Origin of the sequence: Cupriavidus sp. USMAA2-4 (genome assembly GCF_001854305.1) — a bacterium.
GTDB lineage: Bacteria > Pseudomonadota > Gammaproteobacteria > Burkholderiales > Burkholderiaceae > Cupriavidus > Cupriavidus malaysiensis.
Genome location: NZ_CP017750.1, coordinates 380,106 through 393,934, shown reverse-complemented (window position 1 = coordinate 393,934; position 13,829 = coordinate 380,106). Strand labels below are relative to the sequence as shown.

The following is a 13,829-nucleotide window of genomic DNA, read 5'->3' as shown; positions in this document are numbered from 1 at the left end:
CTGTCGTCGCGATTCCTGCCTTGCTCGTCCTCCGCTGGGTGCGCTGATGGCCCACAGCCGCTTCGTCTCACACCTGCGCTTGTGGCTGTTGGCCGCGCCGCTGCTTCTTGGCGTCCTCGCGCCGGCGATCCCCGATGATGCCGCGTTCGAGATCGGTCGCGAGGAACAGCAGTCCGTCGAACGCGCTCTGGGCGAGGACGGCGCTGCCCGGCTGTCCCGGGTGACCAATGACCGCTTTCAACGCTGGTTTGTCGATACGGGCGCCATGCGTGCCACGATGAGCGTGAACAACGCGGCGGGGGCGATCCCTGATGCTGGCGCCACATCCTTAGCAGCCGGTTGGATCCGGCATTTCTGGATGAACGTCTATCGCGCCTTGTACCGCGCCGGTGCAGGCTTGGCTTGGCTGGCCGGCGGCCTGGTATTCCTCGGCGCCATGCTGAACGACGGCGCCGTGCACCGGAGCATCCGTGCCGCAGCAGCAGGCTTCGCGAATCCTGTGGCGTTTCACCTGGCAGCTCACGGCGTTCTCGCGCTCGCCGGGGTGGGTGCCAGCGCCCTTCTTCTACCTATTTCGCTGTCCGCCGAATGGTGCACCGCCGCCCTGGTGGGCGCTGGCCTGCTCTGCTGGCGCATGGCGTCGTCTTTCCACGTCGGACGATAGTCCTCAACACCCACTCCCAAGGAGTCCGTATGACCACTGCAATCTCCGAAACCGCAGCCCTCGAACTCGCCGACGAAACCATTGCTGGCGCCGACAGCTCGGCGGCCCTGCCATCCACCCCGGCGGCGCCGATCTCGACCGATGTGGCGACATCGTTGACCGGCGGCGAAGGCGCCATCGAAGCCGAACTGGACGAGATGGAGAATGCCGCCGATGCGTTGCGCAAGGAAGGTCTCATTTCCAGCTCCGAAGCCGACAGTAAGAAAGCTGAGGTCGAGCGCACCCGCAAGGTGTTCCGAGACCTGGCACCCGAGGCGCGCGCCGAGATCGTCAGGCGTCGTCGTGAACTGGGCGTTCAAATGCTGAGCCGCCAGTTGGCCGGCGCCGCGGTCGTCTCGGTCAACGTGAAGCTCGATCACACGCGGCTTCGCCCGCTGTTCGAGCAGTGGTGGCCGTACCTGAATCGCATGAGCGTGAACCTGCAGCGCTTCGGCGAGAGCACGTTCGGCAAGGGCGATCTAGGCAAGGTGGAAGCCTATCTGGAAGCAGAGGTTTCCCGTCTGGAGGAGTATGTCGACGAGCAATTGCGCGTGGCCGAAGCGTTCCGGGAACGTTCCGAAGCCGACATGCGCGCCCGCAACGACATCGTCTTTCAGCCCACCGTTACGCGCCCCTCGCTGGAGATGGACGTCGAGGTCTACTCGCGGTTCGCCATGCGCGCGCTCAGCGTCATCTCTAAGTTCGACAAGACGATGACCCAGTTCGACTTCATGGTGTGGAACGGGCTGCGTGACCAGACGGATGTGAATGCCGAGGTGCAGCGCTTCCTGCGCAAGTTCCAGCCGCTGGGCCTTCGCTCGTACATGACCCACCTGAAGCTGATGACGACGATTCGCGGCCTATAAGTCGTCAGCGCCAGCCGAATCGCACGCCACCGCTTCCGCAGAGGCTCGGAAATGCAGCAACTCATCGACGAACTCAACCCTTCACAGCGCGAGGTTGCGCTTCTGCGCCGGCACTGCGTCGCCGTCGCCGTGCCCGGTGCGGGGAAAACCAAGACCATCGCGACCAAGGCTGCTTTGCTCTTGGCCAACGAGAATGCGCGGGTCGGAGCGGTCACGTTCAGCAAGGATGCGGCAGTCGAGTTGCGGGACCGCATCTTGGCACTTGCTGGGCCTGGCGCCAAGAAGCGGCTGCTCGCCGGCACCTTCCATTCGTTGGCCTTCAGGCAACTGGGATCGGGGGGCAAACGCCCCGGGATTGCGTCGGACGGTGACCGACTTGCATTGGTCGCCCAGGTACTAGACGAGACTGGAGTGGAGTGGAGGGTCGACGACGCGGTGGCGGCAATTGAGCGCGCGAAGACAGGCATGGACGCACCACCGGCCGGCACACCGGAAGCGCTGCTGTTCGAGGCTTATCAGGACGCGCTGGCGCGCAATGGCAAGATCGACTTTCAGGACATGCTGCGCCTCGCGGTCGCTGGAATGCAACGCGGTACCATCAAGCCCTATCCCTTCACGGAGCTCCTGGTTGATGAGTTCCAGGATACCGATACCATCCAGAGCCGCTGGATCGCGCTGCATGCCGCGGCAGGCGCGGTGGTCTCTCTCGTTGCTGATGATGATCAAAGCATCTATGGCTGGAGAGACGCCGGCGGGTACAAGAGCATAGAAGCTTTCATCCGCGAGTTTGACGCGACTCCAGTTGTCCTCGGCCAGAACTACCGATGTCGAGCGGAGATCTTGGCCGCCGCCGACAAGGTGATCCAATGCAACAAGGACCGCATTCCAAAGGAGTTGGTGGCGGCGCGCGGTCCGGGCGGTAGCGTGGCATTTCAGCGCTTCGACGATGAGTACGCCGAAGCGGTTTCCGCTGTCGAAGCACTTTCCGCTGTGCTCCGCGCAGGAAAAACAGCTGCTGTTCTGGCCCGCACCAATCGTATCCTCGATCCTATCGAGGCCGTTTGCCGGTCACATGGCGTCCGCTACTACCGAGCATCCGGCAGGTCCATCCTTGACCGGCCTGAAGGTGCCCTGATGGGCAACCTGCTAGAGCTAATTCAGAAATCGAAGTCTGGCGGGCTCGATGCGCTCCTTGGATTCGCTGGCATTGGCGGGCACGAACTGCGCCTCATCCATTCGAAGATCGGACGATCCATGGATCAGCGGCAAAAGCGGGACCTGATTGAGATGGGTCTATCCGAGCTCAGTGCCGACCGGTACCGTGAGCTTCTCAAGCGGCTGCTGGAGTGGCGGGGTCTATGCGACAGGCATCTCTATGCTCTGGTCCTTGACGGAGTCCACGAGTGGATGATGCTGTTCGCGAGATCTGACGCGGCAAAGCGCGCGATACGGACCACGTATGAGGTCCTCACTCGCCTGAACGGGCCGTTCTCTGAACGGTTGGAGTTTCTTCGTCGTGACAACAATGAGCCTGCGGAGGATGCCCTGGTTCTCACGACGATGCATAGCTCTAAAGGTTTGGAGTGGACGGCCGTTCATATCATCCGTGCCGAAGAGGCCGTTATACCCGATGAGAAGAGTACCGAGGCCGAGGAGCGGCGGCTCTTCTACGTTGGTATGACGCGCGCACGCGACTCACTGACGCTGAGCACGGCAAAGATCAACCCCACGTCTCGATTTGTCATCGAGGCTGGGTGACCTTGCCCCTGTTCCACGAATCCCATAACCGAGGGAATTAGGCAGCCCGGTGTTGCTGAGCTGCGGACCAGTTTTTCTCGAACGTCATGGGGCTGACGTAGCCCAGCGTCGAGTGGAGTCGGCTGGCATTATAAAAGCCAAGCCAGTCAATTACCTCGTCCATTGCGGCGCGGCGGGTAGCGAACTGGCGACCGTGCAGGCGAGCGACCTTCAACGACCCCCACAGACTCTCAGTCGGCGCGTTGTCCCAGCAATCGCCCCTGCGGCTCATTGACGAGCGCATGCCATACGCCTTCAGGGCGTCTTGAAACAGATGGCTGCAATACTGGCTTCCCCGGTCGGTGTGCACAATCACACCGGCTTCCGGGCGGCGCCGGAACCAGGCCATGCGCAGCGCGTCCGTGACCAATTCGGCCTTCATGTGTGGTTGCATCGACCAGCCAACCACCTGCCGGCTGAACAGGTCGATGATGACCACCAGGTAGAGCCAGCCTTCGGCGGTCGCCACATAGGTTATGTCGCTCGTCCAGACTTGATTGGGTGCTGCTGGGCTAAAGTCGCGTTGCAGCAGATTGGGGGCCACCGGCAAATCGTGGTTCGAGTTGGTTGTCGCGATGTACTTGCGCTTGTGGCGGGCACGGATGCCGTGCAGCGCCATCAGCTTGCGAACACGCTCCTTGCCCACCCGCACCCCACGCGCCAGCAGTTCCTTCCACATGCGCGGCCAGCCGTACTCCCCCTTGACCCCGGCGTGAATCGCCTTGATGTGGGCCAACAAGGCATCGTCACTGAGTCGGCCTCTATCTGGCCTGTCGGTGCTTACTGTGCGTTGCTTGCGCTGGTGATAGCCGCTGGGGCTGACCCCTAACAGCTCACACAGGACCGAGACCGGCCAGTAACGTCGGTTTCGCTCGATGAACGCATACCTCACACCGACTCCTTCGCAAAGTATGCTGCGGCTTTTTTTAAAATATCGCGCTCCATCTTCAAGCGCGCCACCTCCGCCCGAAGCCGGGCCAGCTCCATCTGCTCCGGGCTGACCGGCTTCATACCCGCACCAGTCAGCTTGCCTTCCCGCTCCGCCTTGACCCAGTTATGCAGCGTCTGCGCTCTGATGCCCAGGGTCGCGCTAACCACTGCCATGCTCTGCCCGCTCTTCACCAGCCGTACCGCTTCCAGCTTGAATTCCAGCGTGTACTGCGCCCGCTTTGTCTTGCTTGTCATCACATCTCTCCTTGCTTCAGTTTAACCTCAGCAAGGGATTCGTTTTGCGGGGGCAAGCTCAAAGCTAGCTTGACTTCGTGCGTCATATGGCACGTTACGATCTCGCCCATTGCTGTCCTAGTCCAATGAAATACGCCCCAAGAGACCACCAGAAGGAAGCCATTCGGGATGTGGTCGGGATGTTCTCGGTGTTCGACCGCGGACAGCTTATCTCCGCATGCGGTACCGGTAAGACTCTGACGACCCGGTGGATCACTGAGGAGATGTCGGCCCGGCTGACCTTAGTCTTTGTGCCATCGATCGCGCTTCTAGAGCAAATGGCTCGCGCGTGGCGGGAGAATGCCGCAGCTGATAAGGGGTATTCCGCGCTTTGCGTATGCTCCGATGCTAGCCTGTCGGGAGGAGTCGATGGGCCCGCTATCACTTCGGATGACTTGAAGGATGCGGGTTTCCGAGTCGAGTCGAGCCCGGAGGATATCGCGATGTTCCTGCGATCCGGTGGGAACGCTGTGGTGTTCTCGACCTACCAGTCCTCCCCTCAGATCGAGGCAGCACAACGCGATTTCGGCGGCCCGGTGTTCGACTTGGTCATCGCAGACGAGGCCCACCGTTGCGCCGGCGACATGCTCTCCCCGTTTGCTGTGGTGCTCGACGAGCATCGCATTCGTGCGAAGAAGCGATTGTTTGTCACGGCTACGCCTAGAGTGTTCGGGGCTCGCCGCGGTGAATCGCAGAGTTCCCGCTACGTCGACATGGAGAACGAGCGTGTCTTCGGTCCGCGTTTCCATACGCTCCCCTTCCGGAAAGCGATCGACCTGGGACTACTTTGCGACTATCAAGTGATAGTCCTCCTCTCGTCGAATGACGAGCTCCGCTCTCTTGGACAAGGCGCTGATGCGAAGTGCGCCACTGGTCCGTCGGCCAGCCCGCGGCCTCTCCATCAAACAGGAGAGATCGCTGCTGTCTCACTGCTGAAGGCCATGGAGGCGTTTTCGCTCCGAAGAGTCATTACCTTCCACCACACGTTGGCGAGAGCGTCCGGGTTCGCCAAAGAAGTGAATGACGTTGCCAGAGCAATTGAGGCTGCGGGCAGGGGCGGTGTCCTTGTCTCTGCAGACTTCGTCTCCGGCGCCATGTCCAGCAAAGAGCGCCGCGGCGTCTTGAAGCAGTTCGCCAGCTCCACCGGTCTTCAGCATAAGGTCCTGACCAATGCTCGGTGTCTAACCGAAGGTGTCGACGTTCCGAGCATCGATGGGATCGCGTTCATTGATCCCAAGGCGAGCGAGATCGATATCGCTCAAGCTATCGGCCGTGCTCTGCGGAAATCGGACGGCAAAGCGCTCGGAACGATTGTTCTTCCCGTGTTGTTAGGGGAAGGCGATACGCCGTCGGAGGTGCTACAGAGCACAGACTTCCGCTCGATCTGGAAGGTACTGAACGCCTTGCGATCGCATGACGAAGAACTCACCGCTCGCTTTGTGGCAGCTCGCTCGGATGCGCTAACTGGAAAGGCTAGCAGCGCCTTCAATCCCTTCGCAAACATGACGTTCTGGGGCGGCCAACATGCTGCAGAGATCGCCGAGGCAATCAGGCCCGTCGTTGTTCAAGAGTTGTCTGATCCCTGGGAGGTCGGCTTTGCAATTGCCCAAGAGAGGTTCGCCCTTCTCGGCGACTGCAACGCAAGCGCGGGCGAGCGCTGGCCTCAGAAGGACGCCACCGGCTTTCCGCTGGGCCGTTGGCTTATAGCTCAGCGAGATGCACGGAAAAGGGGTCAGCTCTCCGCTGGGCGCGAGGCGCGACTAAACAGTCTTGGCATCCAATGGCGAGTCACGGACGCCAAGTGGCATGCAGCGTGCGATGCCGTAGTCGCCTGGATCGCTGCGAACGGAAGCGGACACGTGCCTGTGGGTACCGCGTGGCGCGATGGCACCAGGTCGCTCGATCTTGGCCTTTGGGCATCAGTTCAGCGCCGGCACCACCGGAATGGACTACTCGCTCCAGATAAGGTCGAGAAGCTGACCAGCTCCGGATTTGCGTGGAGCCCACTCGACGACGCGTTCCAACAGGGACTGGCTCACCTCACCCGGTGGCTTTCCGATTTTGGGCATTGCAACGTTCCGCAAACCACAGTCTTGAAGTGCGGATTCAAGCTTGGGAAGTGGTTGTCGGTGCAGCGGTCCGCATTATCGAAGGGGCAGCTGGCGACCGATCGCAAGGGTGCCTTAGATGCGCTCGGCTTGTCCTGGGACGTGAGGACGGACCAATGGGAGGTTGGCTTTGATGCAGCGAGGGCGTACGCAGCAATCCATGGTCACTGCAACGCCCCAAAGCGCGAAGTCAGCCCGGACGGTTCGGCAGCAGGCTTTCCCCTGGGCACCTGGTTGTCGACTCAACGTCGACATTTCGCCAATGGAACGCTACCCGACACGCGCATTGGAAGGCTTGATGGCCTAGGTATGCAATGGTCGACAAAGCACGTTCGCCATGATGCGGCCTGGTCGCGAGGCTTGGAGAAGCTATTGGTCTGGCAGCAAGAGAACGATGGCCGGGTTCCGCCCCAAACCACTCGATGTGCCGACGGCTTCCACTTAGGGGGCTGGGTCGACCATCAGCGTAGGACTTATCGTGAGGGAAAGCTCAAGGAAGGACGGATTGTGGATTTGGTCCGCACCGGGGTTCTAACGCTTCCGAGACCGCTCGCCGCGAGCCAGGGAGAGATTCGCCGGGTGGTCACAGCCGATATGAAGGCCAATCCATCCATTTGTGATCTATGATGCCCTCATCATGCGCGAAAACTCACGCGTCGCAGATTGCGACGCCATCTAATGCGCAAGCCCGCATCTCAGGCTGTTTTCTGATGTGCAGCGCACCAACGCTACTAGCACAAAATTTCGTGTACGTTCGCGCATTTTTGCTATGATAGGGAAATCGCGCCAAACCGCAGAAAAACCCTTTCAGGATTGCCAAGTGCCAATCAAGATCAATAAGTACCGTCTGGCGGACATCGTCCCTATGCTCGACGTGAGCGAGGCGACCGTTCGAAGGATGATCGAAGAGCACAGCATTGTGCCTGAGAGAATTCCTGCGGGCAGTTCAACCCGCCCTGTCTATTCTCTTGGGCAGGTATTGCAGCTGGCCAAGGCGAAACGGCATCGAGGCAAGGCGAAGTTCAAGCGCCCGCTGGTGATTGCCGTGTACGTTCCGAAGGGCGGTGTGGGAAAGTCCACGCTGACCAACGAGTTTGCCGCGGAATTTACCCTTCAAGGGTATAACGTGCTCGCCGTTGATTTGGACGATCAAGCATCGCTGACGGTGATGAACGGGTTCCAGCCCGACGAAGTGCCGGATCCTTCGAAGCCGAATGACTGGGTCGTTCGTCATACCTTTCTGAACGCGCTTTACCCGGCAAGTGGCGAGAAGGCGACGGTGCCGCTGTCCGAGATCATAGTCAAGCCTTACGGCGAGCATGGTCCGAAGCTCGTGCCCGCCGACATTACCCTTGGAGAGCTAGGGTACCGCCTCGCGATGCAACCGAACCGGGAGAAGTTTCTACGGAATTGGCTGACAGCGCACTCCGACAGCGACCTCAAGGATGTCGATATCGTCTTGATCGACAATGCGCCGTCGACATCTGTTGTGTCACGTGCCTCAATCGTTGCTGCTGACTTATTGCTCATCCCGGTCCGATTGGATGCCCTGACGGTGAAGTCCCTGAGCTTTCTTGCAAACGAGCTCACGAATTTGGCCGAAGCGCAGTTGCCGGTCCCTCAGGTCATCGCTGTCCCAAACTTCTTCAAGGCGAACAACAGTCGTTCGGCCCGCGTGATGGCAGCCTTGCAGCGGTCATTCGGAGACGACGTTCCAATTGCCCCGCACGTCGGCGAATCCGAACGCTTCCCGCGATCGTTGATGCACGATATTGGCCATGAACTGGAAGAGGTTCTTCCTGTGACGTTCGAAGGTTGGACGCGTGCACTTGAGCGTCAGCACGACGAGATTCGCAATGTATGTAAGTTTGTGATGAACGTCGCTGAAGACACATTTACACGGGGTGAGACGCCAGGACTCTTCGAGGAACCCCAAGGTACACGGAGGGCGAGTAGCTGATGAGCATGAGAAAGCGCTCCTATCAACCTCCACCCATCCCTGTGTCTTCGGAGCCGGCGAATGCACCGGTACCGGGAGGCGGGTTCAAGATTGCTCGTTTCCCGAAGGCTAGTGTGCCCTCGGATACCTCCGCTGCTCCGCTGGACGGTGCACACCAGGAGCAATTGCAGACGGATGTAGCCTCAACCGGCTCGTCCATTGCGACTGCTCCCAGCATTGGTCCGATAGTCGATCGCGTGGCCGGTAAGGATATGGGGTTCGTTGTATCCCTTGATCGCCTCCAGCCACACCCCTGGAACGCCCGCATTCATCGGTCTGCCGCTCGCATCAAGGAGATGAGCCTTCAGTTGTCCACCGATGGGCAGGAGGCGCCGATCCTTGTTACGAAGGATCCGTCAAGGCCGGGGAACTGGTTCATCGTGGACGGTGAGACCCGCTATAAAGGTGCGCAGAAGCTCGGCTGGGCCGAGATGTGGGCGCTAGAACGTGCGGTCAATCCGAATGACCCGAAAGAGTTCTACGCGGTTTCGTTCGAGCGAACAGACTCCACTGAGCCCATCTCGCAGATCGATCAGGGCCTTCGCTGGGCTCAACTCGTGTCGGAAGGGCACGCGAGTCTCGAATGGCTCGCCGAACGGCTGGACAGGAGCAAGGCGACGATCAGCATGATGCTGTCGTATGCGCGGTTCCCCGCCAAAGTCACGGACTTCATGGCGGAGAACGGTGAGTCCTTCCCCTACTCTGTCGCTGCCGAGTTGGCTCGACATCTCGGGGACACGGAGAGGCTTCCGGAATCGGATCTGCTGGCGCTCGTAAGGAAGATCGCCGAAGACAACGTTTCGCGGCGAGGCATTGAGGCGCTGGTTCGGCAGTTCGTCAAGGCGCCAGGCACGAAGCGCGAGCGTAAGGCCGCGGTCGTGAATAAGACCATCAAGCGGGGTGACGCGCAGGTGGGCACGTTGCGGGAATATGGGAACGGGCAGATTGAGCTCAAGCTCCAGCCGTCGGCGAGCCTTGCTCCTGAAACGAAGCAAGCCCTGCTTGAAATTCTCGAAGCGACGGTGGATGCGTTGAATAGTGGTGACGTGAACATCCAGAAGGCTTTGCTTGAGCGAATCAGCACGCATAGAAGCGACCTATAATGCACTTGTATATTTCTCACCAACCGAACTCGACCGCGTTCAGTGTTTTAGCACTGAGTGAGGCAGTTCGTATTTGTGAGATGGCCTCTGCGAAGCAGAACCTGCAAGTCAACGGTGCCGCGCCGTTTAACCGGTTAAACGGCGTTAGCCTTGCCGTCACCTGCACCCCGGTCAGCCTGATCTCGTTCAACCGGTTAAACGGCGGCAGCCATACCATCGCCGGCGCCCCGGTCAGCCCGATCTCGTTTAACCGGTTAAACGGCGGCAGCCATACCGTCGCCGGCGCCCCGGTCAGCCCGATCTCGTTTAACCGGTTAAACGGCGGCAGCCATGCCGTCGCCGGCGCCCCAGCCAGCCCGATCTTGTTTAACCGGTTAAACGGCGGCCGCTTTCCTAGCGGACGGCTGCGCCCACCGCCTCGGTTTAACCGGTTAAACGCGGTCCCGCCCCCCCTCAGGCAACCAAATGAAAACGCCCCGGAATCCCCGGGGCGTTTTCATTTGGTGCGTCCGAAATGCATCAACCGAGAGGAGCGCGTCATGCCCCCCTAGCCACTACATGACATAAAGAAAAAGCCCGGAGCGGCAACTCCGGGCTTCTTCGGTGAGACATTGACGCTGGACCAAATTCCAAAACTCAACAGACAACCTGAGTCTAGGAAGACTTAAGTCCACTGTCAATGCTCGTCACAAAAACTTGATGATGAGTACATTGATGACGACTTCTATCGCAGTCGCTGGGGAGCTATTTGTCGAACGGAAGCATTTCGTTCCCCAAATCCCGAAACATACGCGCTCAACAAAAATAGAGCCTGCTACCTCCAGCACAACTTCAACGCTAGACGTTGTGCAATCCGATTATCCCTCGGACGATTCCGATGTTGGCTTTCTTCCAACAAAGGTAATGAAAGCGATCGCGCTCACTTACGAGTCTAGCTATCTCACTCATCTCCATATTACGGTGAGGCAAGTGTTGGCAACGTTAGTTCGCTTCTCTTTGAATATCGAACGCCCCGAGCAACTGTCTTTCGTTAAGAAGGCAACCATCGCCCATCGTTTGAATATTAGCGAAGCTACTGTCTATCGATCGCTCACGACGCTGGAAGAGGAAGGACTAATTCTTCGCGAGAAGCAAAAGCGAACTCGAATGAAGCTAGAGGTAATTGGGAGAATTCAATTCACATCTAAGCTGTTGCACGTCATCGGCATCCAGCAAGCCTTACCAGCGCATGTAGTTCACTCGCAGCCAGCAGCAAGCAGAATACCTAGCACGCCAGCACGCGAATGTGACCCACTGATCACTCGCCACTCAGAGGGTGAAGATACTGCAGGAAAATCAAATAGTTACGGTCAAGCTGTTGCACCGGTGCGTGACGTAAACCACGGTAAACCACAGTCTTCTTTGAAGAAACAACCGGCCGAGCCGGCCGCCTTTCGACGAATAGAAGGCAAAGCAGTACCCTCCGACTTGGCTTGGTTGGTCGAAGACCGGTCCCTCTCCTTGCCTGGTCTGTTTGGCTTAATGAAGCGCGCTCGCAAAGCATCGACACGCCTCTCCGACGTCGTGTTGACGGCTCAGCAAGCCATCGCCCAACTTCGTGGCAGAGACCTTTTTGCTTACCTCGCCGCACTCATCAATAAGCCCGTTGACTTCGCCTTTGTAGCCAACGCTGCCCGCGCCGAACGGGCACAGCGACAGGCGGAAGAGGGCGCCCAAGCGGAGCAGCGCATGCGAATTACCACGCTCGCCGCGAGCCTTCGTGGCCGTGTAATCGCCGATTCCGACGGCGGTTCCTGGTGCGTGGACGAGGCATCAGTGACGGTACGCCGCGGCGCCGGTCGTGCAGCGGTGACCAGCGCCTGGCCACTCCACGTTGCGCTTCCCCAGCTGGAATTCCTTGCCCAGCTGGTGGCCGGTCGGACTGCATCAGCCCCTGGCAGTCCATCCCAAGTCACCCCGCGGACCCTCCGCGGTGCGATTGGTGACCACCTGGAGCGCGCCCGAGCGCTCGTTGGTGCCCGTCGACCGAGCATGGCATCGGATATATACTGAAAAATGGCTTTTCGTGCGCATTGGCCGCGAAGCGGCCTTCTGTTAAGCAGAGGAGGGCCTGACTTCGGGTCCGGACTCGACCTTGACGAGGCGCGCGGCAATCGGAATCTACAGCAACAGTCGAATAGCGCACTCTGTTAGAGTTGGCTTTGACAATCTCCAAAAACCTGCCATCATATTCATGAAGTTCATGAATGTGAGGGTCCAATGAAAGACAAGCGTTCTCTCAAGCCCGGTATTGTGGCGGGCACTTCGCGTAAGCCCTTTTACAGCTTAATGCTCCCTGCGAGAAAGCCCGAAGCAGTGGAGCATGCACATGATGAGTCGTATCTCTACCCAACCCAGCATTGGTCTGGCCTGAAGCAATACGGAAACTTCATTGCTGGCGGGACGCGGTTCAGGCTTGGATGGCCAATTCCTAGCCAGGCTGACCTAGGAAACCCGCTGGCTGACGCTCTCCGCGATGTGAAAATCTTTGGCTCCTTCACAAAACGGGAGATAGAAGCTGCGAGCGGCAAGCTTCGCCATGAATCGTTCTCCCGCAAGATTCATGGCAAGAGTGACAAGGTCTATGTTGTCATTTCAAAGCCCGAAGCTGACGTTCGCGTACCGACGACGACCCCGTTGCCCGATGTGCTTGGTGTGGGCCTTCTTGCCCGCGTTCGGGAGCTATTGGGCGGTCGGCTCCCACCACCGCGCCTGCTAGCGGACCCCAAGACGCAGATCGACGAATTGCTCTTGGCTGCCGCGAAGGCATTGGCGAACGAAGATCCGCCTACTGCAGTGTCTACCATTTCGGCACCTGCCAGTGACAGTGACCCGTTGCGCGCGGCGAGGGAGCGCGGGCGGCAGTTCGCGTTGGACGAATGGGCCAAGCCCGAGAATTTGCCATTGCGCGAGGCCGCTACCTATGCGGGGCGCTCGGATCGTGCCATCAACGAGGACCGCTTGAAGGGGCGCCTCTATGCACTGGTACAACCTGGCAAGCAGCGCGGGCTGCGCTATCCGCAGTGGCAATTTGACGCCGAGCCGAATCGGCTCAGCGCGGTCCTTGAGCCATTTGTCCAGAACCACGCAAGCTGCTGGGTCGTCCATAACTTCATGCAGCGCCCGCTTGAGGCAATTAGCGATATCCGGCCATTGGAATGGATCCTCGATAGCACCAGGCCTTTAGCACCGCTTATTGCGGCAGCCGTGAACCGGTTTGCCGGCGATCAGGGGGCCGCATGATGCCAGCATTGACCGCGATGGACATGGGCTGTCCGCTGCCACCGGATGATCTGGCGTCTCGCGACATGCCAGTGATGGAATTGGATCTAGCTGCGACGTCACTGTGGCGAATTCACCGGTCTACCTTTGGGCCTATCCACTACAACCGGACGTCTACCGGCGGAACACCTTATCGCTTCGACGCACCTGACGACCAGTTTGGTGTCCTGTACGCATCCCCGAGTTTCGAGGCGTGCATGGCTGAGGCGGTGATTCGTGATCGTTTCCAAGGCAAATCGTGCCCGTTGCTGCTGGATGAGGATGAACTGAATCGACGCTGCATCAGCGACCTTGGGACGACCTTGGGGCGACCGTTACGGCTGGCCGACTTGACCCGGCCGCATTTCCACCTCGGGATGGATAATCGGGTGCTGTCTACGACGGCGCATAACTATCGTGGTCCCAACTTGTGGAGTGTGGCCATCCACGATGCCTACCCGAACATCGATGGCATCTATTTCACTTCGCGTTTTGCCAACGAGGCGAGCGTCGCCATCTTCGACCGGGCGCCACTCATCGCAAGGGGCGACCCGATACCACTCGTTAAATTCCACCAGCTTCGCGGCTTTCTGGCGAAGTACGACGTTGGCATTGGCCCGCCGGCGGACTCATGGGCGGATTGATGCGGCTTTGAAGCAAAAATACCCCATCCAAGCCGCGTGGTGATCGGGTGGGGTTTCCCAAGCCGTTGCTTGCCAAGCCGGCTCT

General features: G+C 59.4%; 11 protein-coding genes. 10 read left to right on the top strand and 1 reads right to left on the bottom strand.

Features of this window, described 5'->3' with window-relative positions:
• The first annotated feature begins 46 nt into the window (after positions 1 to 46).
• From BKK79_RS37855 to BKK79_RS37845, 3 genes are read left to right on the top strand one after another with little or no spacing between them, the layout of a single operon-like run.
• Positions 47 to 664 carry a DUF4400 domain-containing protein gene (locus tag BKK79_RS37855; RefSeq protein WP_071040782.1) on the top strand — a complete coding sequence of 206 codons (618 nt, stop codon included), beginning with the start codon at positions 47 to 49 and terminating at the stop codon, positions 662 to 664.
• A 29-nt stretch (positions 665 to 693) separates the two neighbouring features.
• Positions 694 to 1,569, top strand: a complete 876-nt coding sequence (locus BKK79_RS37850; protein WP_071040781.1) for an ATPase — start codon at positions 694 to 696, stop codon at positions 1,567 to 1,569.
• Positions 1,570 to 1,620: 51 nt separating this feature from the next.
• The gene (locus BKK79_RS37845; protein ID WP_071040780.1) at positions 1,621 to 3,327 is read left to right on the top strand and encodes an ATP-dependent helicase; all 1,707 of its coding nucleotides are present in this window, start codon (positions 1,621 to 1,623) and stop codon (positions 3,325 to 3,327) included.
• 37 nt (positions 3,328 to 3,364) lie between these two features.
• Here the strand turns inward: BKK79_RS37845 and BKK79_RS37840 are convergent.
• Positions 3,365 to 4,551, bottom strand: a protein-coding gene (locus tag BKK79_RS37840) for an IS3-like element ISRme13 family transposase (protein WP_085960481.1) whose coding sequence is annotated in 2 segments (ribosomal slippage) — positions 3,365 to 4,296 and positions 4,296 to 4,551 — 1,188 coding nt in all. Because the reading frame shifts where the segments join, the coding sequence is not laid out codon by codon here.
• Positions 4,552 to 4,676: 125 nt separating this feature from the next.
• Between BKK79_RS37840 and BKK79_RS37830 the strand changes: the two genes are divergently transcribed.
• From BKK79_RS37830 to BKK79_RS37810, 7 genes are all read left to right on the top strand, one after another.
• Entirely contained in the window at positions 4,677 to 7,325 is a 2,649-nt protein-coding gene (locus BKK79_RS37830; protein WP_071040779.1) for a DEAD/DEAH box helicase, read from the top strand.
• A 193-nt stretch (positions 7,326 to 7,518) separates the two neighbouring features.
• Positions 7,519 to 8,658: an AAA family ATPase gene (locus BKK79_RS37825; protein WP_232346505.1), complete on the top strand. Its 1,140-nt coding sequence runs from the start codon at positions 7,519 to 7,521 to the stop codon at positions 8,656 to 8,658.
• Between the two features lie 251 nt (positions 8,659 to 8,909).
• On the top strand, positions 8,910 to 9,800 hold the full coding sequence (locus tag BKK79_RS37820; protein WP_071040778.1) for a ParB/RepB/Spo0J family partition protein: 891 nt from the start codon (positions 8,910 to 8,912) through the stop codon (positions 9,798 to 9,800).
• Positions 9,800 to 10,351 (top strand): hypothetical protein, encoded by a 552-nt coding sequence (locus tag BKK79_RS40985; RefSeq protein WP_157128708.1) that lies wholly within the window; start codon positions 9,800 to 9,802, stop codon positions 10,349 to 10,351. Before BKK79_RS37820 ends, BKK79_RS40985 begins: the two co-directional genes overlap by 1 nt.
• 163 nt (positions 10,352 to 10,514) lie before the next feature.
• A complete protein-coding gene (locus BKK79_RS40980) occupies positions 10,515 to 11,852 on the top strand; it encodes a DNA-binding protein (protein WP_198173433.1) in 1,338 nt (445 codons plus the stop codon).
• Between the two features lie 207 nt (positions 11,853 to 12,059).
• The gene (locus BKK79_RS39870; protein WP_157128706.1) at positions 12,060 to 13,082 is read left to right on the top strand and encodes a hypothetical protein; all 1,023 of its coding nucleotides are present in this window, start codon (positions 12,060 to 12,062) and stop codon (positions 13,080 to 13,082) included.
• Positions 13,079 to 13,744 (top strand): RES family NAD+ phosphorylase, encoded by a 666-nt coding sequence (locus BKK79_RS37810; protein ID WP_232346504.1) that lies wholly within the window; start codon positions 13,079 to 13,081, stop codon positions 13,742 to 13,744. The genes BKK79_RS39870 and BKK79_RS37810 overlap by 4 nt, the downstream gene beginning before the upstream one ends.
• The last annotated feature ends 85 nt before the right edge of the window (positions 13,745 to 13,829 follow it).

What these genes read in the sequence shown, in the direction of transcription:
- BKK79_RS40985 (WP_157128708.1), top strand. Translation starts at nt 9,800, where the DNA reads ATGCACTTGTATATTTCTCACCAACCGAACTCGACCGCGTTCAGTGTT.
- BKK79_RS37820 (WP_071040778.1), top strand. Translation starts at nt 8,910, where the DNA reads ATGGGGTTCGTTGTATCCCTTGATCGCCTCCAGCCACACCCCTGGAAC.
- BKK79_RS37845 (WP_071040780.1), top strand. Translation starts at nt 1,621, where the DNA reads ATGCAGCAACTCATCGACGAACTCAACCCTTCACAGCGCGAGGTTGCG.
- BKK79_RS37850 (WP_071040781.1), top strand. Translation starts at nt 694, where the DNA reads ATGACCACTGCAATCTCCGAAACCGCAGCCCTCGAACTCGCCGACGAA.
- BKK79_RS37810 (WP_232346504.1), top strand. Translation starts at nt 13,079, where the DNA reads ATGATGCCAGCATTGACCGCGATGGACATGGGCTGTCCGCTGCCACCG.
- BKK79_RS39870 (WP_157128706.1), top strand. Translation starts at nt 12,060, where the DNA reads ATGAAAGACAAGCGTTCTCTCAAGCCCGGTATTGTGGCGGGCACTTCG.
- BKK79_RS40980 (WP_198173433.1), top strand. Translation starts at nt 10,515, where the DNA reads ATGACGACTTCTATCGCAGTCGCTGGGGAGCTATTTGTCGAACGGAAG.
- BKK79_RS37830 (WP_071040779.1), top strand. Translation starts at nt 4,677, where the DNA reads ATGAAATACGCCCCAAGAGACCACCAGAAGGAAGCCATTCGGGATGTG.
- BKK79_RS37855 (WP_071040782.1), top strand. Translation starts at nt 47, where the DNA reads ATGGCCCACAGCCGCTTCGTCTCACACCTGCGCTTGTGGCTGTTGGCC.